The organism is Psychrobacter sp. 2Y5 (genome assembly GCF_051847375.1).
Taxonomy (GTDB): Bacteria; Pseudomonadota; Gammaproteobacteria; order Pseudomonadales; family Moraxellaceae; genus Psychrobacter.
Genome location: NZ_JBPYDA010000006.1, coordinates 123,271 through 149,525, shown reverse-complemented (window position 1 = coordinate 149,525; position 26,255 = coordinate 123,271). Strand labels below are relative to the sequence as shown.

18 protein-coding genes are annotated in these 26,255 nt (G+C 44.2%); 17 read left to right on the top strand and 1 reads right to left on the bottom strand.

Annotated features, from left to right (window positions below; all coding sequences use genetic code 11):
• Window positions 1-78: 78 nt before the first annotated feature.
• Window positions 79-5,064: a translocation/assembly module TamB domain-containing protein gene (locus tag ACS8E3_RS08150; RefSeq protein WP_439243066.1), complete on the top strand. Its 4,986-nt coding sequence runs from the start codon at window positions 79-81 to the stop codon at window positions 5,062-5,064.
• 191 nt (window positions 5,065-5,255) lie between these two features.
• Here ACS8E3_RS08150 and hemP read toward each other — a convergent pair whose 3' ends face one another.
• Window positions 5,256-5,420, bottom strand: a complete 165-nt coding sequence (hemP, locus tag ACS8E3_RS08145; protein WP_084212668.1) for a hemin uptake protein HemP — start codon at window positions 5,418-5,420, stop codon at window positions 5,256-5,258.
• Between the two features lie 221 nt (window positions 5,421-5,641).
• On the opposite strand from hemP, the gene ACS8E3_RS08140 reads away from it, so the two are divergent.
• From ACS8E3_RS08140 to ACS8E3_RS08065, 16 genes are all read left to right on the top strand, one after another.
• A complete protein-coding gene (locus ACS8E3_RS08140; RefSeq protein WP_439243063.1) occupies window positions 5,642-6,910 on the top strand; it encodes an NUDIX domain-containing protein in 1,269 nt (422 codons plus the stop codon).
• A 232-nt stretch (window positions 6,911-7,142) separates the two neighbouring features.
• A complete protein-coding gene (locus ACS8E3_RS08135) occupies window positions 7,143-8,414 on the top strand; it encodes a lipocalin family protein (RefSeq protein ID WP_439243061.1) in 1,272 nt (423 codons plus the stop codon).
• A 469-nt stretch (window positions 8,415-8,883) separates the two neighbouring features.
• Window positions 8,884-10,323, top strand: a complete 1,440-nt coding sequence (locus ACS8E3_RS08130; RefSeq protein WP_439243059.1) for a glyceraldehyde-3-phosphate dehydrogenase — start codon at window positions 8,884-8,886, stop codon at window positions 10,321-10,323.
• Window positions 10,324-10,581: 258 nt separating this feature from the next.
• The gene (gene cgtA / locus ACS8E3_RS08125; RefSeq protein WP_439243057.1) at window positions 10,582-11,805 is read left to right on the top strand and encodes an Obg family GTPase CgtA; all 1,224 of its coding nucleotides are present in this window, start codon (window positions 10,582-10,584) and stop codon (window positions 11,803-11,805) included.
• Between the two features lie 222 nt (window positions 11,806-12,027).
• Window positions 12,028-13,200, top strand: coding sequence for a glutamate 5-kinase (gene proB, locus ACS8E3_RS08120; RefSeq protein ID WP_439243055.1), 1,173 nt, complete (start codon window positions 12,028-12,030; stop codon window positions 13,198-13,200).
• A gap of 173 nt (window positions 13,201-13,373) precedes the next feature.
• The gene (gene hemE / locus ACS8E3_RS08115; protein WP_439243053.1) at window positions 13,374-14,510 is read left to right on the top strand and encodes a uroporphyrinogen decarboxylase; all 1,137 of its coding nucleotides are present in this window, start codon (window positions 13,374-13,376) and stop codon (window positions 14,508-14,510) included.
• A gap of 72 nt (window positions 14,511-14,582) precedes the next feature.
• The gene (gene argC / locus ACS8E3_RS08110; RefSeq protein WP_439243051.1) at window positions 14,583-15,650 is read left to right on the top strand and encodes an N-acetyl-gamma-glutamyl-phosphate reductase; all 1,068 of its coding nucleotides are present in this window, start codon (window positions 14,583-14,585) and stop codon (window positions 15,648-15,650) included.
• A 153-nt stretch (window positions 15,651-15,803) separates the two neighbouring features.
• The gene (locus ACS8E3_RS08105; RefSeq protein WP_439243049.1) at window positions 15,804-16,850 is read left to right on the top strand and encodes a hypothetical protein; all 1,047 of its coding nucleotides are present in this window, start codon (window positions 15,804-15,806) and stop codon (window positions 16,848-16,850) included.
• A 120-nt stretch (window positions 16,851-16,970) separates the two neighbouring features.
• Entirely contained in the window at window positions 16,971-17,390 is a 420-nt protein-coding gene (locus tag ACS8E3_RS08100) for an ATP-dependent Clp protease adaptor ClpS (protein ID WP_439243047.1), read from the top strand.
• Between the two features lie 571 nt (window positions 17,391-17,961).
• Window positions 17,962-20,532, top strand: coding sequence for an ATP-dependent Clp protease ATP-binding subunit ClpA (gene clpA, locus ACS8E3_RS08095; RefSeq protein ID WP_439243045.1), 2,571 nt, complete (start codon window positions 17,962-17,964; stop codon window positions 20,530-20,532).
• 158 nt (window positions 20,533-20,690) lie between these two features.
• Window positions 20,691-21,443: a uracil-DNA glycosylase gene (locus tag ACS8E3_RS08090; protein ID WP_439243043.1), complete on the top strand. Its 753-nt coding sequence runs from the start codon at window positions 20,691-20,693 to the stop codon at window positions 21,441-21,443.
• Between the two features lie 6 nt (window positions 21,444-21,449).
• Complete coding sequence (tadA, locus tag ACS8E3_RS08085) at window positions 21,450-22,073, top strand: tRNA adenosine(34) deaminase TadA (protein WP_439243041.1); 624 nt, start codon at window positions 21,450-21,452, stop codon at window positions 22,071-22,073.
• 241 nt (window positions 22,074-22,314) lie between these two features.
• The gene (gene cmk, locus ACS8E3_RS08080) at window positions 22,315-23,091 is read left to right on the top strand and encodes a (d)CMP kinase (protein WP_439243039.1); all 777 of its coding nucleotides are present in this window, start codon (window positions 22,315-22,317) and stop codon (window positions 23,089-23,091) included.
• Window positions 23,092-23,404: 313 nt separating this feature from the next.
• A complete protein-coding gene (gene rpsA, locus ACS8E3_RS08075; RefSeq protein WP_439243037.1) occupies window positions 23,405-25,093 on the top strand; it encodes a 30S ribosomal protein S1 in 1,689 nt (562 codons plus the stop codon).
• Between the two features lie 338 nt (window positions 25,094-25,431).
• Window positions 25,432-25,734, top strand: coding sequence for an integration host factor subunit beta (locus tag ACS8E3_RS08070; RefSeq protein ID WP_439243035.1), 303 nt, complete (start codon window positions 25,432-25,434; stop codon window positions 25,732-25,734).
• Window positions 25,735-25,821: 87 nt separating this feature from the next.
• Window positions 25,822-26,232, top strand: a complete 411-nt coding sequence (locus ACS8E3_RS08065; protein WP_439243033.1) for a LapA family protein — start codon at window positions 25,822-25,824, stop codon at window positions 26,230-26,232.
• The last annotated feature ends 23 nt before the right edge of the window (window positions 26,233-26,255 follow it).

Here is a 26,255-nt window from a genome sequence, read left to right as displayed (position 1 = left end):
TGTTGCTATAAGCTGAATGAAAGCCGAAGCAAGGCGCGCTTTTTAAGAGCTGATAAATTTTTTACTTGATTGAGTATCATGTTGAATAATAAAACCCCACTTAACGACCCGTCGTCTGAAGATCCTGCGCAAAAAGATGCCCATGCGGTGCGTCGGTGGTATCCATTATCATTTTTGCTAAAGCTGCTAGCACTGATCGCTATCGTCTTAGTTGTGATGTTCGCAGTGTTTTTTTATGCAGCAGGTACGGATGCAGGCACTAAGTTTTTATTAGAAAAAGTCGGTAGCGAAACGGGCGTCAAGCTCAAATATGGTAGTGGTAATCTGCGTGACGGTATCATGGTTACTGATATCGATATTAAGGCTAACGAAGATCTTGAGATTAAAGTAGATAAAGCTTACGTGAAAATAGGTTGGCGCGCTGTGTTTGCCAAAGAAGTGCACTTGCGTGATGCTGATATTCAGCGTATCGAGATTATCAATACTAAACCACCTACCGGTGAGCCGTTCGATTATAAGACCCTTAAGCTGCCAGTCAATCTGCGTTTTGATCAAGCTAGAATCAAAACCATTGTCTACAAGCAAGTGACCAAAGAACCCGTCATTGTTAAGAATATTAATGCGCGAGATTTGACTTGGGTCGGCAGTCAGGTCACTGTTGGTAACGGTAATCTATCTTATAGTGATATTGTTAAAGTTAGCGCTTTGCAAGGTGAGATCGATCTACAAGGCGATTACCCTTTAGATCTGAGCGCTATTGTTGAAGTCAGTGCCCTTGAAAAAGCTTACATAGATCCACTCAATGTCAAAGCGACCGGTACCTTAAAGCGTACGATAGGCGAAGTTCGTAGCCGCTATAATGATAGTGATGTCAGCGGCGAGTTCGTCGCGCAGGGCTTAGATGAAGGTTCACCATTTGAAGCCAAACTGCGCTGGGATGATGTGCTAATTCCCTATGCTGACTCACAAAATATTCATCTAAAAAATGGTATGGCAACCGCTTCTGGCGTGGTTTCAGACATTCAACTACGCATCAATACTGAGCTGACCGCTGAAGACATTCCTTCAGGCCGTTATAAAGGCCGTGCTGTGATTGCTAATAGTCAGCTACGTATCGATCGTTTAGATGCGGATGTGCCCGCAGGTCGCCTAACCTTACAAGGGATATTGGACTGGAGTGAAAGCTTCGATGCCAAGATCCGTGCTGTCGGTAATGGCTTTGATATCCGTCAAGCGATTCCAGATGAGTATAGCGACTATAAAGCTTATGCGCCGCAGACGCTTAATGGTCGACTATCGCTACATTATCAACAAAAAAATAGCGCTAGCAACCTGCAAGTCGATGCCGATTTACGTCAGCGTGATGGCGAGCATCTCAACGCCAAGATTGTCCGCGGCAAAACGTCGGCGAAATCTACGCAACCAGCGCCTATCTATGTTGATGCTATGTGGCAGAATTTAACGCGCCGTGATGTGCCAAGTATTGGTAATATCGATAGCCCAAGCGGCCGTGCCGATGTCATTGTGCGCGGCTCAAACTTATCTGTCGATGCCAATGCTGTCATCAATGAGCTCAATGCAGCACCAAAAGGTAATTATGACGTTCGTATTCGCAAAAACGCTAACGTCATCGATATCAATCGTCTCAATTATCAGGGTATCGTCGGCGACTTATCGGGCACCGGGCAAATACAATTAGCCACCAATCAGCGCCCACTGACTTGGCAGATTGATGCGCGTACCAAGGGTTTATTGCCGAAACAATATCGTAGTGATCTGCCGCTTGAACGCTTAACAGGCAACCTAAGCGCGCGCGGACGTTTGCTAAATATCAGCAAAAACGGAGTCAAAGGCCAGCGGCATATTGTCAACATTACTAGTAGCGATCTACAAGCACAGCTAGATGCTAGTCAAAATCAGCGCGCTATCGGTGTTACTGGTAATGGCGCCGCCGAGATAGACCTTATCGGTGGTGAACTGTCGGTGTTTGACGCGCGCTTCGATGGACGCGTCGATACCCAAGATGTGCCCAACGGCCTCTTATCGATAAGCGCAGCAGGTACACCAAAATTGATCAGCATACGCAAATTGAACTACAGTGGTGAAGCTGGCGCAGTTAATGCAAAAGGCGTTATCGATCTGCGTAACAACATTGGCTGGAGCGTCGCAGGGCGCTTCGATAACTTTGATGTTGGCTATTTCCTTCCTGATAATCCGGCGATCTTGACCGGTGATCTGGTCACTAGTGGCGAGTGGCAACAGCCCACAAGCAAGGCTGCTAGTAGCCAAGGTAAGCTGCAGCGCTTTGCTATCAATTTCGATGGCGTATTAGATGCTGAGCAGCTGCCAGCAGGTAAGCTGACGATTGATGCTAGTGGCAATGCGCAGCTGATTCGTATCAGGCGCTTTCGTCATGTTGGCGCGGCAGGCAGTATCGATGCCAAAGGCAGCGTAGACGTGCGCCAAGGCATTGCTTGGGATATCAATGCCACTATGGATCGCTTCAATTTAGGGTACTTCTTAAAGGACACCCCAAGTACCATCACAGGTAGTATAAAAACCGATGGACGCTGGGGCGAAAACCAGCAGATTATCAACTTGCAGCAGATTAATCTGCGCGGTATGCTCAAGGGTCAACCGCTAAGTGCCAAAGGCAGTTTGTCTGCTAAGCTCAGCTTACCAAAGGATTTGGGTAGCTACTTTGAACGCCTGCAAGCTCAAGATAGCGAAACTCAATACAAACAAGTAAACGCTTTAATTGATAGCCTTAATGCTAATGATTTGGTGCTACGTTGGGGCGATAACTACTTAACCGCTAATGGTAATGCTAAGCAATTACAAGCCAAAATCAACATTACTAGCTTAGATCAGCTATCCGAGCAGTTAGCCGGAAAGGTAAGCGGCGGGGCGACACTATCCCAGCCAGCAGGCCAAGCTTTGCCAACGATTTATATTGACTTAGTGGGTGAGCGCATTGCCTTGCCAGGGTTTATTTTACGCCAAGGGCGCGTGCGCGGTAAGCTGGTTAATCTCGCCAACAGTCCAAGTCAGCTGATAGTTAGCGCCCAAGGCCTAGATGTCGCTGGTCAAAGCTTCCAAAAAGTAAAAGCGACCTTTAATGGTACTGAGCAGGCGCATGTGGTCAATCTCGATGTGGCCAATAACGAGCTTAACGTCTTGGCACGGCTCAAAGGCGGCTTTAACCGCGACGAGCTGATATGGCGCGGCGCTATAGGAAATGGTAGCGTCAAATCTAAATATGCCACGCTCAACCAGCTACAGCCTGCGCAGCTTATCGTAAATCTGCCACAAGGCGAGAGTAAGCCACTAAAAGTACAACTGGCGGCGCATTGCTGGCAGGCCGCTGATCAAAGCGGCAAGCTATGCTTACGGGAGAACCTAATCGCTTCCGCCGACGCCGGTCAAGTCAATTTAGCGATCCAAAATGTCGATACGTCGCTGTTTTCGGTATTCTTGCCTAAAGATATCGATTGGCAAGCGAAGATAAATGGTAAGGCTATAGTGGGCTGGCAACAAGGCCGTGCTCCTACTATTAATACCACTTTATATTCGGACAACGGCAAAATTGGTCTGATTCAGGATGGTGATTTGAACCCTGTTAGTTTGCCTTATAAACGCGTCTCGCTGATTGCGTTATCGGTTCCTGAGGGTATCAAGCTGCGTACAGATATCAACACCGGTCGCGGCGCCCGTGGCTATGCGGAGGTTGTCGTAGATCCATACAAAGACCCTAAACCTATCTCCGGCGCTTTAGTACTGAATGAGCTAAACTTAGCGATATTCAAACCTTTCTTTCCGGGTATGCGCGTGCTTGAGGGTAATATCACGATGGCAGGTGGCCTTGGCGGTACCCTAGACAAACCGCAGTTCTATGGCGATGTAAAACTGGCTAATGGCCGTATCGCTATGCTTGGGTTACCGGTGAATCTCACCAAAGTCAATACCACTGCCAAAATACGTGGTACCCAAGCGGTGATAGACGGTAGTTTTAATAGTGGCACTGGCACAGGTGAGCTCACAGGGACGGTCAATTGGCAACAAAAATTACAGGCGAAGCTCAGTATCATCGGTGAGCGTCTAGTGCTGACCCAGCCGCCGCTACTCTCGGCAGAGGTCAATCCAGACATCGATATCATCGTGCGCCCAAGCGATAAGTACGTCAATATTCAAGGCGCTATAAGTGTGCCTACCGCGACGATTCGTCCTCCTGAGGCTAGCGAAGATATCATCACCCAAACCGAAGATGCTGTGGTGCTCGACAGGCGTCTGATCGGTAACATTGACGAGGTTCTTGCAGTTTCTAAGCCTTGGTCAATTAATGCTGATATTGGTGTCGATTTGGGCGATGATATTAATTTCCGTGGTTTTGGTGCCGTTATACCACTAGCAGGAGCGATCAATATCACTCAAAGTGGCAGCGGCGTGATGCGTGCTAAAGGCGTAGTGCAAGTCTCGAAGCGTACTAGTATCGATGCTTTTGGCCAAAGCTTAGAGCTTAATTACGGACAGATTCGCTTCAATGGTGACGTCATGAAGCCTGATCTCAGTATCGAAGCGGTCAAAATCATTGATGATAATATCGTCGGCGTACGCGTCAAAGGCAATACTGAAAACCCAAATATTATTGTCTTTAATAATGCGGGACTCACACAGCAACAAGCGATGAATGCATTGGTGACAGGACGTATCAATGACGGTAGCCCTAGTCAAATCAGTGAGCAAGGCTTTAAATCGCAAGTGACCAATAACTTGGCAGCAGCCGGTCTTAACTTTGGCTTGAGTGGTACGCGTAGTTTGACCAATCAGATTGGACAAGCTTTCGGTTTCCAAAGCTTAACCGTTGATGCTTCGGGCAATAGTGATGACACCAATGTCAATGTTACCGGTTATATCTCACCTGACTTATATATTCGTTACGGGGTAGGGGTGTTTAATGCCGAAAACAGTCTCTCGGTGCGTTATCAGTTGACTCGCCGTGTCTACTTAGAAGCGACCTCCGCTGCTGAAAATGCGGTGGATGTGGTCTATAGTTGGCAGTTCTAATACGTATAAAAAACGCCTTTGTTTAAAGGCGTTTTTTATGGATTTAACAGTCGCAAGTGTCACTACCTTTTTTGGATTTAGCGAGATAGATATTTACTTGCACAGATATTTATTTAAAAGGATGCTTACTGAAAAAGATATTTAGTTGAAAAGAAACTAAGTATCGCCCAGCCCAAAAATCATCTTAGTAGCTACTTGGTCAAAATCAAACGATTATTTCGAGTCAAGCGTAGACGATATTCTTCCCCTTCATGCTCTATACGAACTTCTTTGGTTAAAGCAAATAAATGCTGCGACTGCAGGGTGGGCAAACGATTGTCGCGGTTGTTTAGATAGCGAGAGATGACCAGACTCATAATAAATTCCTTTTGATAGTAAAATAAACCGTCAATAAATAAATCAACTTAACGATAATAATTATCATTTACATCAAAAGCTTTTGCAAGTGCTTTTATGAATTAAATCATTTTAGGCTTGATGATTAGCTCAATCATAGACGGTACTTCATTTCAATGATGACTGTCTATAAATAATAGCCTTTTAATAGTTGTGAACACTTTGAATATCAGGGGCCATCATGCCACATAATTCCGATTCTACTTTCAATAAACCCTTAGTCGAACCCCTAAAAGATGTCGTCAATGTCGCGGTAGCTGTTATTTATTATCAGGATCAATATCTACTCGGCTATCGCAAGCGGGCGCAGCATCAAGGCGACCGTTATGAGTTTGTCGGTGGTAAAATAGAGGCTAAGGAGACCCCAGTTGCCGCTTTGTTGCGCGAAGTCAAGGAAGAGACCGGCTTTGATATTAGCCACAATATCGCGCTCAAGCTTGGGCGGTTGCATCATGACTATGGTGATAAACAGGTCGCTTTGCATATTTACAAAATTGAGCTAAGCGCTGAGCAGTATCAGCACTACAGGCAGCAAGAGTATGGCCTAGAGGAACAAATGCTGACATGGGTCAATAAAGATCAATTACTCAACAATCATTATCCGCTGCCCGCTGCCAACCAGACTATTTTGGCTTGGCTCAAGCTGCCTGAGCATATCAGCATTACTTATCCATTAGCGCATTTTATGCCGCCAGAAGATGTTGCTCAGGATTTAGGTAATGATTCAGCCCAAAAATGGCTAGAGTATCATCAGCAGCAGCTCTCACATCAAGGCTGGAGTTATTTACGTCTTAAGCTTGCTCAAGAAGAAGATAATACTTATAAAGAGGCCAAAATCATTACGCAATTACTTGCGGCTAGAAGCGATATTAGCGCCATTATTCCTTACCGCTTACGTAGTGCTATAGATTTAGATAATTTGGAAAATAATGGTATAAGTGCAAACACTAACAAGCCGATTTTAAACCAAGATTACTTGCAAATATCTGCCTATCACATCACGCAATCGGAGCTGATGATGTGGTTTAACCAATATCAAAAGCAGCATAATAGCCAAGATAGCCACACAAAAAATAATACCGATTTTAGCTCTGATGGTGTTACTGATAAGATAGGCTGTGACTTTGTCTTAGACTTACTTAATTCTACTGATCAGGGCACTACTGGGCTGATTATTAGCTGTCATGACGCTGAGAGTATAGCTGCCGCCAATCAACTGGCCAATTTGCGCCTAACACTGTCATTAACGCCGGTTATCGCTATTTTTCTATCCCCCGTATTAGCGACGCAAACACACCCAGAGCAGACTCCGCTAGGTTGGCAACAATGGTCCTTAATGGCCACGTTTGCCGATGTACCGGTCATTGCTTTGGGCGGTTTATCACCGGCTATGAGCGATTTGGCGGCTACATACGGCGCGCACACTGTCGCAGGTATTCGCAGCTTTTAAAGAGGGAATTTAACACTACGGCTAAAACATTACCTATATTTAATAAATGGCAACTATCTGGTTACTATGTATTTGATAGCGTTAATAATTTCAGAGTATTTTACAAACCGTAGCTTTTTCATACATAGCGTCACTACTTATTTTGCCTACTCGTCCTTATCATTAATAGCATAAATATCAAAGGAGTGTCTTATTTGATAGACCTCAATAAATGAATAAACACGGTAACCTTATGAAAGCCAATACATTACCTAAGTCCGACCCGTATGACAGCTCATACGACAGGCAGGCGAACGGTCATCAGGCTAAAAATACTCAAAAATTGCTCGCTACGCAAAAATCAGCAAATGATAGCTATTCCTCTTTGTTGCAGTCTGGCCTATCACAATCGAGTGCAAATAATTCAATTGCGAGTAATGATGCAAGTTATGCTTATGAGCAAAATATCCTGCAAGCCAATAAACTTAGTGAACAAGTCAGTGCTCCTAGTTGCACTAGTGATGTCAGTTGTGGCTACAAAAAAGCCACGCCTGCTGTTGGCAATGCTTTAGTATCTGATGAAGAAGAAATGCTATTGCACTATATGGAGAATGATACCGAGATGCAAAATGATGCTGAGCAAACTAATAATCAGCAAAATATTTATAGCGCTATAGAGCAAAAGAGCTTAGGGCAAAGTAGCCAAGACATAATTAAAAAAGAAGTAAAAAAACCCTCTACTAATAATGAGTTAGGGGCTACTGTAGCGCTAGATAATCCTGATTTGGCCAATAAAAAGCTGCACAATAATCAAAGTACTATAACCACTACTATTGAAGTTTCGGAGAGAGTCTTTATGACCAGTCTTCTTAAGCACACTGGCATTGCTTTAGCTATTATTATTCCACTAGCAGCGTTTTCAGCTTATGCGGCGACTCCTACGCAGATAATAAATGCTACCAACGAAACTAAGGATCAAACAGCAGAGATAAGTATTGATCCCGAGGCTATTATTCATAAGTCAGCTACTGAGCCTACGACAGTAGACAGCGTTGATTTGGATAAATATGTGGGCACTTGGTATGAGATAGGACGCCTGCCTATGTACTTTCAGCGCAATTGCGCAAGCGATGTAACCGCTAACTATACCGAAAAGACAGATGGTTCTGGCATTATTGTGACGAATAAATGTTTGGATAAAGACGGCTCACAAATCGTCGCTGAAGGCTTAGCTAAGCCGGATGATGGTACCGGCAGTAAATTAAAAGTGACTTTCCTTCCTACTTGGATTCGCTGGTTGCCTGTTGGTCGCGCTGATTATTGGGTATTAGCGCGTGACGCCGATTATAAAACGGCGTTAGTCGGCACCCCAGATAAAGAATATCTGTGGTTACTAGCTCGCTCACCTAATGTGACTCAGCAGACCTATGCCAAATATCGTCAGATTGCACAGGGTCAAGGGTATGATCTCAAGGAGTTCACTCTGACACCGCATGCTGAGCAAACAGTTACCTTAATCCCATAAGATTTAGAGATCTTGAGTGAATGATATAATAACAGGTGCAGTGTCACTTAGATTAAGCACTATGGAGTAGGTTATACTTTTTGGCAGTATTAAACTAAAAACGTTAATGGTTATAAGAATTAAGCCTAATAGTTCAAACACCAGATGATATGGATTTAGGGTTGAACCTGACGCTGTGAACCCTCAGATACTAACACTAGGATTCGACATGTAGTATATAAGATAAAGGAAGGCGAAAAGCGATAAAAGCTTTTTTTTGTCGTATAGCTGCCGATAGCGCTATAGAGTGGCGATAAGGTGATATTATTTCAAGCAAAGCGGTTAGTACTGGCAAAATAAAGCGTTTTGAGCTAAAATCTACGCCATTTATTGCCTTTGAGTCCTCTATTGTTTGTAGCGGTCATCAAAGGATAATCAACTAACACACTCTTCCTCTCTTTTATTGTTTCTTCATTTACTGACTATAAGGATGCTTCCTGTGAGCAATGCTGATACCTTACGCCAATTACATCAAGACCAGTTAAGCCAATATAATAACCAAGAGCAACAAGCTATTGAGCTGATGGGTTTACTCAATACCCTCTATAATGAGCAAGATGTACAAGTCACTTTATTTGGTGAGACATTAGATACTAACTCGGTAGGGCAAATATTGGCTCTGCATCAAAAGTCAGCAAATCGCAATCATGGCGATAAAGCAATCGCTATTGCTGATACGCTAGCCATCGTAAAAACGCTAGGACAAAGCGATGTTACCGCAGCAAGCGTAGATGTCGGTCAGCTCATTGCAAACGACAGCGATGTACAGCAAGCGCTACAAGCTGCTAACGCTAATGGCGCTACTAACGACGCTACTGACGTGGTGCTCTACGGTTTTGGTCGTATTGGTCGTATTCTCACTCGCTTATTATTAGCACAGGCTTCAAGTGCTAAGGGTTTACAACTAAAAGCTATCGTTGTCCGTCCTGCGCCTGCAGGCGATCTAGCTAAGCGTGCTTCACTGCTTGAGCGTGACTCCATCCACGGCGGTTTCACCGGTAGTGTTAGTGTTGATGAAGCGAACAACGGCATCTTAATCAATGGTCGTTTCGTCCAAGTTATCTATGCCAAAGACCCAAGTGAGATCGATTACACCGCTTATGGTATCGACAACGCGCTTGTTATTGATAATACTGGTATTTGGAAAGACGAAGACGGCTTAGGTAAGCATTTACAATCTAAAGGCGTACAAAAGGTGCTGTTAACGGCTCCTGCTGGCGGCGATATCAAAAACGTCGTTTATGCAGTGAACAGCGACACTATCGGTGATGATAAAATCGTTAGCGCCGCAAGCTGTACGACTAATGCCATTACCCCGACGCTCAAAGTGTTAAACGATGAGTACGGTATCGAAAACGGTCATGTTGAGACTATTCACTCCTTTACTAATGATCAAAATTTGATTGATAACTATCATAAAGCGGATCGCCGTGGCCGCAGTGCGGTGTTGAACATGGTGATTACAAGTACTGGCGCGGCTAAAGCAGTGGGTAAAGCTTTGCCAGAGCTCAGTGGTAAATTGACCGGTAACGCCATTCGTGTACCGACGCCGAATGTCAGCTTAGCTATCTTAAATCTCAATCTAAAAACTGCGCCAAAAGGTGCCGATGCTCTTAACGATTTCCTACGTGACATGGCAAATAGTAGCACTTGGCAATCTCAAATTGCTTATACTGATTCTACAGAAGCGGTATCTACTGATTTTGTAGGAACTAAACATGTCGGTATCGTTGATGCGCAAGCAACTATCGTCACTGATAATCATGCCACGGTTTATATTTGGTACGATAATGAAGTAGGCTACAGCACTCAAGTCTTACGGGTAGCGACGCAAATGGCTGGTATCAGCTATACGCAAATCCCTGCGTAATGTTTGCTTGCGCGCGCGTAGAGTAGACCGGTCAGGTTGTCACTATATAGCCAATCATAGCGAATAAACACTGCTTTTAAGCTGTATAATGTCGCCTATAAGACACCCGATAGTCGCATTGGTTATCGGGTGTTGTTGGTATTATGGTCTATAACCTTATTGTGTATAAGTAAACGTTACTAATAGACCGTAAATGCCCAAATTATTTAGCAGTATTTATATTTAGCAGTACTTGAATAGTAAATTAAGGAACGTAGCATGCGATTTATTGATGAAGCCGTCGTAACGGTAAAGGCAGGTGACGGTGGTAACGGAATCGCCAGTTTCCGCCGAGAAAAATACGTCCCTCGCGGTGGTCCTGATGGTGGTGATGGTGGTAAAGGGGGAGATGTCTATGTCATCGCCAACGACAATACTAACACCTTAGTGGATTATCGTTATACTCGTCGCCATGATGCCAAGCGCGGTGAGAACGGCCATAGCAAGAACTGCGCCGGTAAAGGCTCTGACGATATCTACTTGCCAGTCCCTATTGGGACGACTATTATTGATACCGAGACCGATGAAGTCATCGGTGATTTGACTGAGATTGATCAAACCTTACTGATCGCTAAAGGTGGTGATGGTGGCTTGGGTAATACCCATTTTAAAAGCTCAACCAACCAAGCTCCGCGTAAGGCGACCTCAGGTTTTGAAGGTGAGCTAAAGGTGCTCAAGTTTGAGCTAAAAGTTGTGGCTGATGTAGGCCTGGTAGGGCTACCTAATGCCGGCAAGTCTACCTTTATTCGCCAAGTCTCTGCCGCTACCCCGAAGGTGGCTGATTATCCTTTCACTACTTTAGTTCCTAATTTAGGGGTGGTCGATATTGGTAAGCATCGCTCATTTGTAATGGCGGATATCCCAGGCCTCATTGAAGGTGCTTCAGAAGGGGCAGGGCTTGGTATTCGCTTTTTAAAACATGTGGCCCGCACGCGCCGCTTATTACATATAGTGGATATACAGCCGCTTGATGGTAGTGATCCTGTTGAGAATGCCAATGTCATCTTAAATGAGCTTGAGCGTTTTTCACCAGAGTTAGCTAATCTACCACAAATTTTAGTGCTCAATAAAGTCGATCAAATCGTTGACGAGACAGAGCTTAATGAGCTGTGTACGCACATTGTCGCTGAGCTTGGTTGGACCGGTATTGTGTTTCGTACTTCTACCCTTACCGGTGAAGGTGTCGATGCGGTCAAATACCATCTGATGAATGAGATCGAGCGTGAGCGTGAGCGCGAACTTGAAGATCCTATTTTCGCCGAAGATCAAAAAGAGCGGTTTGAGCGTCTAGAGATCGAGGTGCGTCGTAATACGGAAGCTCAGCGCGAAGCTTATCGTGCTGCTCGTAAAGCGCAGCGTGAAGGTACTGAGATTGCTGATGAGAATCTAACGGACTTCGATGATGACGACGATGACGGCGTAGAAGTGGTTTATGTGCCATAGTCATAAATACAATAGCCATAAATGCAACGATAATCATATATCGGTTCACTAACTGGCGAGTTGATAGATTCTGATACAACATTGCTCAACACTAAGAAGTAAACGTGTTAGATTTAGCGCTTAAGGTTTTGAGTGGTATCTTCCCCCAAAATTTTAACAGCGCATTATAGATATTAATCTAAGCACCAATCCCTAAGCACCATTCATAGAAAGGAGTTTTTTATGGCAGTTGACAACGAACAAACGACGGAAGAAGCAAGGTTTATTGAGCAATCCCGCAACTTTGATATTCAGCGCGTTATTGTCAAGATCGGCTCATCATTATTGACCAATAACGGTCGCGGGCTCGATCGAACTGCTATTTATGGCTGGGCGAAACAGATTGCCAAATTGCATAACCAAGGCATGGAAGTGTTGCTCGTTTCATCAGGTGCCGTCGCTGAAGGCGTAGTACGGATGAATCTAGAGGAGCGTCCCAAAAAGCTTATGGCGCTACAAGCTTGCGCCTCTATCGGTCAGATGGGATTGATCGAAACTTGGTGGTCAGCGCTGATTCAACATGGCGTCCAAAGCGCGCAGCTGCTACTGACTCATGATGACTTATCCAATCGTAGCCGTTATTTAAATACTGGCGGCGCCTTGACTCAGTTACTTGAATGGCGTGTATTACCAGTCATTAATGAGAATGATACGATCACTATTGATGAGATCAAATTCGGTGATAACGATACCTTAGGGGCTATGTCAGCGACCTTAGTCAATGCTGATTTATACATTATCTTAACCGATCAAGAAGGGGTGTTTACCGATAACCCGCGCGACAATCCTGATGCTCAGATGATCCGTCAAGAACGTGCTATGGCAGATTATTTGTTCGACATAGCTGGTGATGGCGGTAAGCTTGGCCGCGGCGGTATGTTAACGAAGATTCGCGCTGGGCGTCTTGCGGCCATGGGCGGTTGCCCAACCGTGATTGTGAGTGGTGCTATTGATGACGTGATTACTCGTGTGGTCTCAGGCGAGGCTTTAGGTACTTTATTGACCACCAATGAAGCGGACAAAATCATTGCTCGTAAACAGTGGCTAGCGGCTCATCTGCGTATGGCAGGTAGTTTGATCGTTGATGCTGGGGCGGCTAAAGCTCTTGTTGAGCAAAATCGTAGCTTATTACCGGTTGGGGTAGTAGAAGTGCGTGGTGGTTTTGATGAGGGCGACGTCGTTGAAATCGTGCATCAAGACACTAATGAGCGTTTGGCTGTCGGTCAAGTAAACTTCTCTTCTACCGAGGCGCGCCGTGTGGCACGTGAGCGCACTGAGCAGTTCGATAAAATTCTTGGTAATAAAGATGAGCGTATAGTGATGGTGCACCGCGATAACTTAGCTTTGACATCTTGATGCTTAATTGATACGCCACTTTCAACTTAATCTTGTAGGGTGGGTTAGCGACAGCGTAACTTGCCCTAGCTGAACGTCTTTGTTGAGCTAGCTGTTATTCAGCTTACAACAAATATTTGGCCTATAACAAAATTTTTTATAATAATACCTATTTCTACTTTGGAGATTTGTCAATGAGTGTTTCAGACAGTAGCCGTTCGCCTAAGCACGAATTTGCTCCCCTAAAAAATGATAGATTGCTGCGAGCCATGCGTTTTGAGCCAATTGATACCACTCCGGTATGGATGATGCGTCAAGCAGGTCGTTATTTGCCAGAGTATAAAGTGACGCGAGCGGAAGCGGGCGACTTTATGAGCTTATGTAGAGATACGGCGCGCGCGACTGAAGTCACTATGCAGCCACTTCGTCGCTATGATTTGGACGCTGCTATTTTATTCAGTGACATCTTGACGATTCCTGATGCTATGGGCTTAGGTCTCTATTTTGAAACTGGTGAAGGTCCTAAATTCAAGCATCCTATTCGTACTAAGGCCGATCTTGAGCGGCTACCAACCTTAGATGTCAATGACTCTTTGGATTACGTGATGCGTGCAGTGACTAGTATCCGTAAAGAGCTTAATGGACAAGTACCGTTGTTTGGTTTTTCAGGTAGCCCTTGGACCTTGGCCACTTATATGATTGAGGGCGGTAGCTCAAAAGATTATCGCTATACCAAAGGCTTTTTGTATAGCAATCCTGATTTTTTACATCAGTTATTAGATAAGCTCGCGATTGCGGTTATCGATTACTTAGATGCGCAGGTCATCGCTGGCGCGCAAATCTTGCAGATATTTGATAGTTGGGGCGGGGCGCTAGGCCATCGTCAATTTATCGACTTCTCGCATGCTTATAATAAGCGCATTGTCGCTGAGTTAAAACAGCGCCATCCAGACGTACCTGTGGTGCTCTTTACTAAGGGCGGCGGTTTGTGGCTCGATGTGCAGGCCGATAGTGCCGCGGATGCGTTAGGGCTAGATTGGACCATGCCATTGGACCGTGCTCGCCAAATATTGACTGAAAGCCAGCGTGATCTGACGAAGCGTCATAAGACCTTGCAGGGCAGTAAAGCTATACAAGGAAATCTGGATCCAGCAACTTTATACGGTTCCCCAGAGACCATTCGCAGCGAGGTCAAGCTGATGCTAGATGGTGCTTATGCGGGTGGTGACAAAACAGGTTATATTGCTAATTTAGGCCATGGTATTACTCAGTGGGTCAACCCTGATAACGCCAAAGTCTTTATTGATGCCGTGCATGACTATCAGATTTAAACACTCGATTTAAACGGTAGAGATATCAGTTGGGTGTTAAGGATAGAATTAAGTTTTAGAAAAGGATAAGTTATGATTTCAGCAGCGATTGTCGGTGGTACAGGGTATACAGGTATTGAGCTTATCCGCTTATTATCTGCTCATCCTAACGTGTCTATTGATCTATTGACCTCACGAAGTGAGGCGGGCACTCGCGCTGATGAGATTTTTCCAAGCTTGCGCGGGATTTCTGATATCGTCTTTAGCGATCTAGGTGAGGATACGCTTGCGGCGCTGCAAAAGTGTGACGTAGTGTTTTTTGCCACACCGCATGGCGTGGCTATGCAGCAGGCTGAGGCTTTGACTGAGTCTGGCGTTAAAGTAATTGACTTAGCCGCTGACTTTCGTTTGCAGTCTTTAGCGGAGTTTGAAAAATGGTATAAGCAATCACATGCCTGCCCTGATCTGCTCAAAAGCGCAGTTTATGGCCTGCCTGAGATCAACCGTGATAAATTAGCCGATGCTATGTTAGTAGGTAATCCAGGCTGCTATCCGACAACTGCTATTTTGGGCCTAAAGCCGATTATCGCTTTGCAAAATCAGCAAAATGAGCGGCTGATAGAATCTCGTATCATAATCGATGCAAAGTCTGGAGTCTCAGGCGCTGGACGCCAAGCTAGTCTAGCGCTTAACTATGCAGAAACTACTGATAATTTTAAGGCTTATGGGGTGACAGGACATCGTCATTTACCCGAGATTGAGCAAGGGGTGGAGCAGCTATTAGAGAGTCAATTCACTCAGCGTATTCGCTTTTTGCCGCATTTAGTACCGATGATTCGCGGCATGTTCAGCTCTATTCATGTAGAGCTGACAGAGGCAGGTGCGGCTATTGATTGGCAGCAGGAGTTTGAGAATAGTTATGCCGGCGAAACCTTTATTGATGTATTGCCGAGTGGTCTATATCCTGACACGCGTAGTGTTCGTGCGAGCAATCGTTTGCGTATTGCTATCTATCAAGACAGTGAGCGCCGTGAGCTGACGGTCTTGGTAGTACAAGATAATTTGGTTAAAGGTGCAGCAGGACAGGCTGTGCAGAACATGAATGTGATGTTTGGTTTTGAGGAATCAATGGGTTTGAACGCGGCACCGATTGTACCTTGATAGTTTTTTTATCACCGCAATCAAGCCAAAAAAATCAGTATAATTCTTGATTGCTGATGCTAATTACTGACGCTATAGGTTAGGGATAAACTTGCTTTTACTGAGTCTAATAATGATTAAGGCTGACAATAATTTAATCAAGGATGTTGACTATTGATTCATTTGGCTTACGGAGCGATGCTAGGTATTGCTCATAAATTCCGTTATAATGTCTCGCCTTTCCTCTTAAGAGATACTGTCCAGATGCGTGTTAAGACTGACCTTCGCTTACGCTTGCCGCCAGTACCTTTGTCCTATCAGGCTGATTTACCGTCTTTTAAGTCAGTATTGACAGAGCAACAGAGAGCTAGCAATAACGGCGATCAGTCAGCAAAGAGCGGAGCACGTCAGATAAAAAATGCTCATCATCAGTTTAAGAGTAGTGTTATAAAAGCTTCGAGTATCAAGCAAATTCACAGTACTAGCTTTAAAAGCAGACAGACAGGTGCAGCCTCTTGGATACTAGCATTGTTCGCGGCAGCGATAATGCTTACGGTAATAGTAGGGCTTATTCTCGGTCATAACTTAGGTTACAAGCGTGGCTACCATGCTCTAGAAGCTGAGAATAAACAAGCGCTCAACAGTAGTCAGATGACGGTGCAAGAATTAGAGGAAATGCGGGCGAGTTATAAAGCGCTGAGCAATCAAGTTGCGGTAGCCAAGCAAGAGCTTACCATCAGCCTAAATAACTTAGATGAATTACGTGAGAAACAAAAAGAGCTCAGTATCGAAAACAAACAGCTCAACCAGCTTAATGAAGTTTATGCTGAAGCTCTCAGTGAAGAAGGTGGTCTGCCGCTACAAGTACTAGGGGCTAAAATTGAGCCACTACCTGAGAACTCTTTTGAGTTTGGCTTCGATATTGCCATGTTGAGCAAAGACGGTCAGGCCAAACGGTTGAATGCCACTTTGACGTTGCTGAACGATGATGATTTTGTAGAAGTTCCCTTAGATTCGGCTAGTTATTTGCTCAAAGGGATTACGCGTATTCGTGGCCGCTTTGTTATGCCTAACAATTTTAAGCCATTACAAGTCAAGCTCGTACTAACAGCTAACGGTCAAGAAGTTGAGCAGCTATATGACTGGACGCTAGGGGATCGAGTAGATAGTATGCCGCTGTCTCTTATAGATCTGCCAGAAGTTGATCAATCTCCCATATAGGTGCACGCCTTAACTCCTTGGCGCTTTAACCTATTCAATACGGCTACCAGTCTAGTTACGATCGGTTACTGGTAGCTTATCTTTACTTTTTTATTTTAATATTATTATTACGAAGTTATTATGATGACATCCCAATTATCGACCGCTAAAAACAGTGAACCTATGGTGATGGATTGGCATCTGCCCAGTATGCCTGCAGGTATCCGCGCGCAAGATGACGACCCAGATACAGAAAGCGCGCCGCAAGCCGACGTACTAGTGGCTGAGCCTGAGGTTGCTAAGCCGCCTATGTATGCGGTGGTGATGTACAATGACAACTATACGCCTATGGAGTTTGTCGTCTATGTGCTGCAATCAGAGTTTAAGCATAATGTCGATTCTGCGGTACAAATCATGTTAACGATTCATAATACTAGCAAAGGTATTGCGGGTATCTATCCTAAAGATATTGCTGAAACGAAAGCCAAAAAGGTAAATAGCTTAGCGCATCGTGAAGGCTATCCGCTATTAACCCAAATTGAACCACATCAAGGTGAATAATAAATAACCGAGTCTAAATTCTCTCTCTAATAAATGCTTAATCAACTCGTCTTACTCTATTTTTCACGGAGTCATTCTAGGGTCTGTTTCGTATTATCTCCTTGTTTTATCCCTTGATTTCTATGATATAAAGCCCTATATAGTTTATAAGGGCTAGACTCATATAGTCAGTCTTATTTATAAAACTATTCTCATTACAGCACTTCTTTTATTCAGCTATAGCTGCCACAGCTTTTGTAACTTATTATCTTCTTTAAACTTTCATCGTCTTCAATATATTATTATTTTTATTAGTCAATGTTTAAGTGGCTGATTATCGCTTGCTTGCTTACTTACTCGTTTACCCTATAGCTAATATGCCTTGATACATTTTAGTAGCCGTTAAAAGATTGACTATCTATTGCTATCATGTTGATATGAATAAACGCTAATGAAAATTTCAATCAGCAACAAATAACAGCTATTATCTATTCATAACCCTGTTATTTGAGCTTGAACATTCATTATATCGCCCTAATTTACCAGTTAAGCTATTAAATTATAAAGAGTTATACAACCGTAGGAATTCGTTATGTTAAGTCGTCATCTTGAAGTTTCTTTACGTTTAGCAATGACGCTTGCGCGCCAAAAATCGCATGAGTATCTCACTGTTGAGCACTTACTACTAGCGCTGCTTGAGAACACTCATGCGGCCAACACGCTGACTGCCTGCAATGCTAATATCTCAAGTTTGCGTACAGAGCTTGAAACTTATATCAATAAGCATACGCCAACGGTAGATGTCGATTTAGAGCAGTCTCCGCAGCCGACTCAAAGCTTCGATCGTATCTTGCAGCGCGCTATTTTTCATGTGCAGTCTATCGGTGGTGGCCGTCTGGTTGAAGGCTCGGATATCTTAGTTTCTATGTTCTCAGAGCATGATACTTACGCGGTTTATTTGCTCAAAAAACAAGGTATCAGCCGCTTAGAGTTGACCCAGTATCTCTCGCATGGTCAAGACAAAGACGAGCCTGCTGAGTCGCGTTCTTCTATGACTGGTGAGCGCCGTAGTTCTTCTGAGAAGACCAGTAAAGATCCTCTAGTGGAGTTTGCCACTAACCTTAATCAGCGCGCCGCTGAAGGCAAGACTGATCCACTAATCGGCCGTGCTCCTGAGATTGAGCGCACCGCACAAGTATTATGCCGCCGCCGCAAAAACAATCCGTTATTAGTCGGTGAGCCAGGCGTAGGTAAGACCTCCATTGCTGAAGGTTTAGCTTGGTTAATTATTAATGATAAAGCGCCAAAACCACTCAACGGCTGCGTGATTTATAGCCTTGATATCGGCTCTCTGATTGCGGGTACTAAGTATCGCGGCGACTTTGAAAAACGCATGAAATCACTGCTTGATGCGCTCAAGAAAAAGCCCAATGCAATCTTGTTTATCGATGAGATTCATATGATTATCGGTGCTGGCTCCTCTATGAGTAGCAACATGGACGTCTCTAATCTGATTAAGCCGGCATTGGCGAATGGTGAGCTACGCTGCGTTGGTTCCACGACCTTCACAGAATACCGTCAAGTGTTCGAAAAGGATCATGCACTATCACGTCGTTTCCAAAAAATCGACGTCAAAGAGCCCAGTGTAAACGATAGTATTGATATCCTGCGTGGTCTAAAGCCTCGCTATGAAGAGTTCCATAATGTCGAATATACCGATGAGGCTTTAGTTAGCGCAGTAGAGCTGTCCTCTAAGCATATTCATGAACGTTTCTTGCCAGACAAGGCGATCGATGTTATTGATGAAGCTGGCGCGTATAAGCGTTTGGGTGTAATTCCTGATGCCGAAGATATTCAAGCAGAAGAGAGCTTTATCGCTGATATTGAGCAGGACATCGATGAGACAGATTATGATGATATTGACGCCAGTCTTGACGATGACACTGATAATGAGATGAGTGAGCAAGCAGAATTAGCGAAATCGGACGATAAATCGCAGACCACTAAAAATACTCAGCAAGCTACTGATTTTGACTATGCCGGCTCTGATAAAGCGCAAAAAGCACCCATCAAAATCGATGTGGCTGATATTGAAGCGATTGTCGCAAAATTAGCTCGTATTCCGCCTAAGTCCGTCTCTACCGATGATAAGAGCATTCTTGAGCATTTAGACCGTGATCTTAAGCACTTGGTTTTCGGTCAAAATGAAGCGATTGAAAATCTAGCAGATGCGATCAAGCTATCGCGTGCTGGTCTTAAAGCGCCAGATAAACCTATTGGCTCCTTTATGTTTGCAGGCCCCACTGGCGTAGGTAAGACTGAGGTATCGCGTCAGCTTGCAAACTTGTTAGGTGTTGAGCTGATCCGTTTCGATATGTCAGAGTATATGGAAGCGCATACAGCCTCTCGTCTGATCGGTGCGCCTCCTGGTTATGTTGGCTTTGATCAAGGCGGCCTGCTTACTGAAAAAATCAACCAGCATCCGCACTGTGTATTATTGCTTGATGAGATCGAAAAAGCCCACCCTGATGTCTTCAATCTACTATTGCAAGTGATGGATCATGGTACTTTGACGGATAATAATGGCCGTGTTGCGGTCTTTAAACAAGTTATTATCATTATGACTACCAACGTGGGTGCCGACAGTATTAGTCGCTCATCGATGGGTTTTACCGAGCAAGATCATAGCCGCGATAATACCGAAGCGCTCAAGCGCGTGTTTACTCCTGAATTCCGTAACCGCTTAGATGCGATTATTCAGTTCAACGCCTTAGAGCCTTCAGTAGTCACCTCAGTGGTTGATAAGTTTTTAGTTGAGCTACAAGTTCAGCTCGATGACAAGCAAGTCACCCTTGAGATTGATGATGAAGTGCGTGACTACTTAGCGGATAAAGGCTATGATCGTCTAATGGGCGCGCGTCCGATGCAGCGTCTGATTCAAGATGAGATCAAAAAGCCGCTTGCCAGTATGATTTTATTTGGCGATTTGGTGAATGGCGGAGTTGTGCATCTCACTTTGGCGCCTGAAGAGGAGCAAACGACAGAGTCGGTAGATCTTGATAAGAGCAGCCACAAAGCAAAAGGTTCAGATGATAGTCGTATCATTTTGACAGTCGTTGAGACTCATGAGCCGCGCTCAGATTCTGAATCTGTCGCCAGCTAAAACTTGATAATGAGTTAATAGAACGGCTATCTCTACTTATAGAGGTAGTCGTTTTTTTTAGTTTGCTAAATTTATTTTAAAAGCTTAATGAAAAGCAACAGTTATTTTTGTTACCCTTGCTATTGAGATTTACTGATAATTAATAAGGCTTGATAACCATGAATTTATTTGATGATCTATCGGATGATGACTCTAACACCAAAACCGCCGCCGAAAAAAAAGAAATTTTAGATAAAGTAAAGCTACCAGAAGACTGGAAGCGCGCACTAGAAGAAGAGCTGACCTCAGAGAACATGGATGAATTGCGCGAATTTCTAAAACAAGCTTATCAATCAGGTGATAGCATTTATCCTCCGGCCCCTTTAATGTTTAATGCTTTAAACTTGACTCCTTTATCGCGTGTCAAAGTCGTCATTTTAGGACAAGATCCTTATCATGGCGCAGGTCAAGCGATGGGTTTATCGTTCTCAGTCCCTAAAACCATCCCTAAGCCGCCATCACTCAATAACGTACTAAAAGAGATGGCGACGGATATTGGTACAACGCCTTCCAAGCATGGGGATCTGACGCACTGGGCGCAGCAAGGAGTACTATTACTAAATAGCTCTTTGACGGTCCGCGAGGGCGAGCCCAATAGCCATCAAAACGCAGGTTGGGAGCAGTTTACAGATAAAGTCATCGATGTGGTAAACGAGCAAACCGAGCATACTGTATTTATCTTATGGGGCAGTAAAGCGCAAAAAAAGGGCAAATATATCGATACCGATAAGCACTTAATTTTGACTGCGGTTCATCCTTCGCCACTAGCCGCCAACCGTGGTGGCTTTTTTGGCACTAAACCCTTCTCCAAGACCAACGATTACTTAAAGCAGCATGGTCAAACCCCGATCGATTGGCAATTACCGCAGTAGCTTACTATGCAAATGAGCAGTCAATATTTACCGTTATCGCCCTTATGGCGTTCCTTAAGAGCTTTGCAGCCTTTACGGTCTGACAATGAGCTATTTGAAGCAGCCACTGGTTATGAGCTAGCTAGTTATCATTTTTGGTCATTTACAGATTACCACTGGATGCACTATGCTTTGGCGCTTGCTCGGCAAGGGTCTGAGCATGGAGAGGTACCTGTAGGCGCCGTATTAGTCCATGAACATAGCGTTATCGGTGAAGGCTTTAACGAGCCGATAGGTCGTCACGATGCGACCGCGCATGCGGAGATGATTGCCATAAGAGCGGCTTGCCAGAGTCTAGATAATTATCGCTTGCCGGCGGCTACAACTTTATATGTCACCTTAGAGCCTTGTACTATGTGCATCGGCGCGCTTATTCACGCTCGAGTGGGCAGGCTAGTATATGCGGCTAATGAGCCGCGTGCTGGTATGGTCGGTAGTCAGATGAATCTGAGTACTCAGCCTTTTTATAATCATCATATACAAGTGCAACAAGGCTTATGCCGGGAGCATAGCAGTCAACTTTTAAAAGCGTTTTTTCGGCAGCGCCGACAAGCGTTAAAAGCTAGTAAAATTCAGCAAGCACAGCACTAGCAAGTACTGTAAGAGTAGACATGGCACCTAAAGGCTAATAAAAGCGATGCCATCGTCAGACAATGGTATCCATCTAGTGCTAGTGGCAGCCGCGTTATTTTGCTATAATATGACGCTATTTAATTGTGCAAATACTCTTTATTTGTTGATCAAAGTGGTTTCTCTTGCTAGCCACTAGAGCTATTTCTTGAGTTGATAATTACTCCAACTAGTATTGCTAACTAATGATGACTGAGCCATTATGACTGCACCTGAGCTATCTAATCAATTTACTAACAAGACTGAATTTGCAAATAAAGATAGTCAAGTGTCGCCAGTGCGCTATCCTGTGATCTGTATTGATGGTCCTAGCGGTGCTGGCAAAGGCACGGTGGCATGGCGACTGGCGCAAAGCTTAGACTATCAGCTGTTAGATTCTGGAGCGTTATATCGGATTGTCGGTCTAAAAGCTTTTGAAGCCGGATTGATCGATGCCGACGGCAATAAGGCTATCGATGCAGCTGCTCTTTTACAGCTGACTCAAAGCTTAAATATTGCTTTTGAGCTGAATAACACCTCAGGGCGCATCGATATCATCGTCAACGATGAGCGAGTAGGTGAGCAAGTTCGCAATGAGACCGTTGGTGGCTATGCTTCGCAAGTGGCGGTATTCCCTGAAGTGCGTCAAGCTTTATTGCAGCTACAGCAGGATATGGCCACGCGTTCAGGGTTGGTGGCTGATGGCCGTGATATGGGTACGGTTGTGTTTCCTGATGCTGATGTCAAAGTGTACCTGACAGCCAGCCCAGAGGCGCGAGCTGAGCGCCGAGTGATTCAGCTAGAGCAGGCCGGACAAGTCGCCGACTACCAAGCTATCTTAACGACGATCAAAGCGCGTGACGATCGCGACGAAAACCGGAGTACCGCGCCATCAAAGCCTGCCTCTGATGCTTTATTGCTAGATAGCTCTGCATTGGATGCTAATTTGGTTTATGAGCAGATAAAAAGTTATTGTCAAAAGCGAGGTATATGTTTTTGACAGAAATATAACGATTAATGAGTCGTAAATGACTCTGTTTTAGGGTAAAATTGTAAGATTAAATCATTGAGCCGTATTAGTGTCATTTTTATACGCTTTTACTGACCATTGATAACGATAGAGCACTAATTTTTGATTGATTCCCTATTTTAGACTGTTGTTACTAGTGAGTTGATATAACGACATGCTTATTAGCAACAACCGTTTTTTTTATATGATTTTATAAGATATAAAACCAGCATAACGTTTTATAAAATCATAAATTTGATCCGTACTGTGCTGGACAGGCTACGGCTATACAAAGGTAGACATAATGGAATCATTTGCTGAACTATTTGAAGCGAGCATCGAAGAAACAGGCCTAGATATCGAGCGTGGCTCGGTCATCACTGGTGCTGTTGTCGCCATCGATAACGACTGGATCACTGTAGATACAGGTCTTAAATCAGAAGGTATCGTCGCTCGTGAAGAGTTTTTAAGCGAAGAAGGCGAACTTGAGGTTGAAGTTGGCGATAGTGTTGATGTTGTCGTTGAAGCTGTTGACAACGGTATGGGTCAAACCCTACTGTCACGCGAAAAAGCGAAGCGTGTTGAGACTTGGAACTTCTTAGAGAAGATCGCTGATAATGATGAGATTGTCAAAGGTATCATCTCAAGCAAAGTTAAGGGCGGTTTCACCGTTGATATCGGTTCAGTACGCGCGTTCCTGCCAGGTTCATTGGTTGACGTCCGTCCTATCCGTGATACTACGCATCTTGAAGGTAAAGAGCTAGAATTTAAAGTTATCAAGCTTGACCAAAAGCGTAACAACGTTGTGGTTAGCCGCCGTGCGGTTATGGAAGCTGAAAACTCAGCTGAGCGCGAAGAGCTATTGAATAAGCTTGAAGAAGGTATCGAGATCGAAGGTATCGTGAAGAACCTAACTGATTACGGTGCGTTCGTTGACCTTGGTGGTATCGATGGTCTTCTGCATATCACTGACATGGCATGGCGCCGTATCAAGCACCCATCTGAGGTGGTTGAAGTGGGTCAAGATCTTAAAGTTAAAGTATTGAAGTTTGACCGTGAGCGTAATCGCGTCAGCTTAGGTCTTAAGCAATTAGGTACAGATCCTTGGGATAATGTTGGCGGTACTTATCCAGTAGGCAGTATTGTTAAGGCTCGCGTAACCAACCTAACTGATTATGGTTGTTTCGCTGAGATCTCTGAGGGCATCGAAGGTCTAGTCCACGTATCAGAGATGGATCACACCAATAAGAACATCCATCCTTCAAAAGTCGTACAAGTTGGCGATGAGATTGATGTGATGATCCTTGATATCGACGAAGAACGTCGCCGTATCAGCTTAGGTATCAAACAGACTCTAGCGAATCCATGGGATGAGTTTGATAAGAAGCATGAGCGCGGTGATAAGATCACAGGCACCATCAAATCTATCACTGACTTTGGTATCTTTATTGGTCTGGACGGTGGTATCGACGGTCTGGTTCATCTATCTGACATCTCTTGGAATGAGACTGGCGAAGATGCTATCCGTAACTACAACAAAGGCGACACCGTTGAAGCAATGGTCTTGTCAGTAGATGCAGAAGCGAACCGTATCAGCCTAGGCGTGAAGCAGTTAAGCTCTGATCCATTCAACGAATATCTAGTCGCCAATGACCGCGGTGCTATCGTCAATGGTAAAGTGAAAGAAGTTGACGCTAAAGGCGCAACTGTTGAGCTTGCTGACGAAGTTGAAGCTTACTTACGTGCCTCTGAGATTCAACGTGACCGCGTAGAAGATGCTACTAAGCATTTATCTGTAGGTGATGATGTTGAAGCGAAAATCATCAGTGTCGATCGTAAAACTCGCAACATCAGCTTGTCTATCAAAGCCAAAGACGAAGCTGAAGAGCGTCAAGCGATTAAAGATCTTGGCGGCGCAGGAGCGACTCCAGCGGCAGGTTCTGATGCTCAGCCTAAGACTATTGGTGACTTGATCAAAGAGCAAATGCAGTAAGCTTTAGATCATAATAACGCTACAGTAAATACTCTAAAGCATGACTAAAAAAAGCGACTTCGGTCGCTTTTTTTTATGTTTAACTTTTTGCGATATATGTTTCTACGGTAGATGTGACTATTACCGTTAAATATCATATTATCTGATGATAAAACCAATTTTTATAAAAAATAAAAAAATTTTAGCTAAAATGAGCAAACTTTGATTTCTATTTGTTTTTATTTGAGATATCATTTGTCACCATGAGTTTTGAGACGTAAACTCATATTAAGTGCTTGAACAAGTAAAGGTTTTTCTTTTTAATCTGGCAAATCTAAATCAATAAGGCAAGTGTGACAATGCAGCAAGCGATAAATAAATCTGATTTTATTAATAATTTGAGTGTCAGCTGTGACACGATGGCTGAGAGCGTCGTTGATGACGCAGTGCGTGAAATACTCAACCTTATGGTGGACACCTTAGCAAATGATGGCCGTGTTGAAGTACGCGGTTTTGGCAGCTTTTGTTTGCATCACAGACGTGCACGTATAGGGCGCAATCCTAAAACGGGAGAAAGTGTTCCTGTCCCTGCAAAAGCTATTCCGCACTTTAAGCCGGGTAAAGCGCTGCGTGAAGCGGTCAATGATAAAGTAGCGGTGTAGTTACTTTTGGCTTTATACTGCAGTTGAAGCTTTGCTCAAGATTAGGCTCTACCAACAGATGACTACTGACTAAAAGGTAACCCCATTATGCGCTTTATACTATTTGTCCTACTATTTCTGAGCTTTGCCTACGCGCTTGGTTTAGTACTAGCGAATAATTCTGATATTGGCGTGAACTTGTTATTCTCACAAGCGCCTGCTATGAATTTAGGGTTGTTACTAATTTTGAGTATGACTCTTGGTATTGTGATTGGTCTGCTTCTATCATTATTGTTGTTTCGAGTATTTCAGAATAAATGGGAGATTTCCCGTTTGCAAAAAAACAATGCTCATCTACAAGAGCAGCTCAATCAAGCCAATATTGCTATTGATCGTCAAGCTAATGCGCCAACAGCCGAACAAGCCGTCTATGGCACGCCCGCTCAGCCTGGAGTAGTCGCTGATGAGATTGACCATACCATTGCTGCTGAGACCATTAGCAAAAGTCCTCGTCGTTGATGGGATATTTGCTTCATATAATA

Excerpts from the sequence above, each read along its gene's own strand:
- rpsA (WP_439243037.1), top strand. The coding sequence starts at position 23,405 with ATGGAATCATTTGCTGAACTATTTGAAGCGAGCATCGAAGAAACAGGC.
- proB (WP_439243055.1), top strand. The coding sequence starts at position 12,028 with ATGGCAGTTGACAACGAACAAACGACGGAAGAAGCAAGGTTTATTGAG.
- ACS8E3_RS08135 (WP_439243061.1), top strand. The coding sequence starts at position 7,143 with ATGAAAGCCAATACATTACCTAAGTCCGACCCGTATGACAGCTCATAC.
- argC (WP_439243051.1), top strand. The coding sequence starts at position 14,583 with ATGATTTCAGCAGCGATTGTCGGTGGTACAGGGTATACAGGTATTGAG.
- ACS8E3_RS08065 (WP_439243033.1), top strand. The coding sequence starts at position 25,822 with ATGCGCTTTATACTATTTGTCCTACTATTTCTGAGCTTTGCCTACGCG.
- ACS8E3_RS08100 (WP_439243047.1), top strand. The coding sequence starts at position 16,971 with ATGATGACATCCCAATTATCGACCGCTAAAAACAGTGAACCTATGGTG.
- ACS8E3_RS08130 (WP_439243059.1), top strand. The coding sequence starts at position 8,884 with ATGCTTCCTGTGAGCAATGCTGATACCTTACGCCAATTACATCAAGAC.
- ACS8E3_RS08140 (WP_439243063.1), top strand. The coding sequence starts at position 5,642 with ATGCCACATAATTCCGATTCTACTTTCAATAAACCCTTAGTCGAACCC.
- hemE (WP_439243053.1), top strand. The coding sequence starts at position 13,374 with ATGAGTGTTTCAGACAGTAGCCGTTCGCCTAAGCACGAATTTGCTCCC.
- ACS8E3_RS08090 (WP_439243043.1), top strand. The coding sequence starts at position 20,691 with ATGAATTTATTTGATGATCTATCGGATGATGACTCTAACACCAAAACC.
- hemP (WP_084212668.1), bottom strand. The coding sequence starts at position 5,420 with ATGAGTCTGGTCATCTCTCGCTATCTAAACAACCGCGACAATCGTTTG.
- ACS8E3_RS08070 (WP_439243035.1), top strand. The coding sequence starts at position 25,432 with ATGCAGCAAGCGATAAATAAATCTGATTTTATTAATAATTTGAGTGTC.
- cgtA (WP_439243057.1), top strand. The coding sequence starts at position 10,582 with ATGCGATTTATTGATGAAGCCGTCGTAACGGTAAAGGCAGGTGACGGT.
- cmk (WP_439243039.1), top strand. The coding sequence starts at position 22,315 with ATGACTGCACCTGAGCTATCTAATCAATTTACTAACAAGACTGAATTT.
- ACS8E3_RS08150 (WP_439243066.1), top strand. The coding sequence starts at position 79 with ATGTTGAATAATAAAACCCCACTTAACGACCCGTCGTCTGAAGATCCT.
- clpA (WP_439243045.1), top strand. The coding sequence starts at position 17,962 with ATGTTAAGTCGTCATCTTGAAGTTTCTTTACGTTTAGCAATGACGCTT.
- tadA (WP_439243041.1), top strand. The coding sequence starts at position 21,450 with ATGCAAATGAGCAGTCAATATTTACCGTTATCGCCCTTATGGCGTTCC.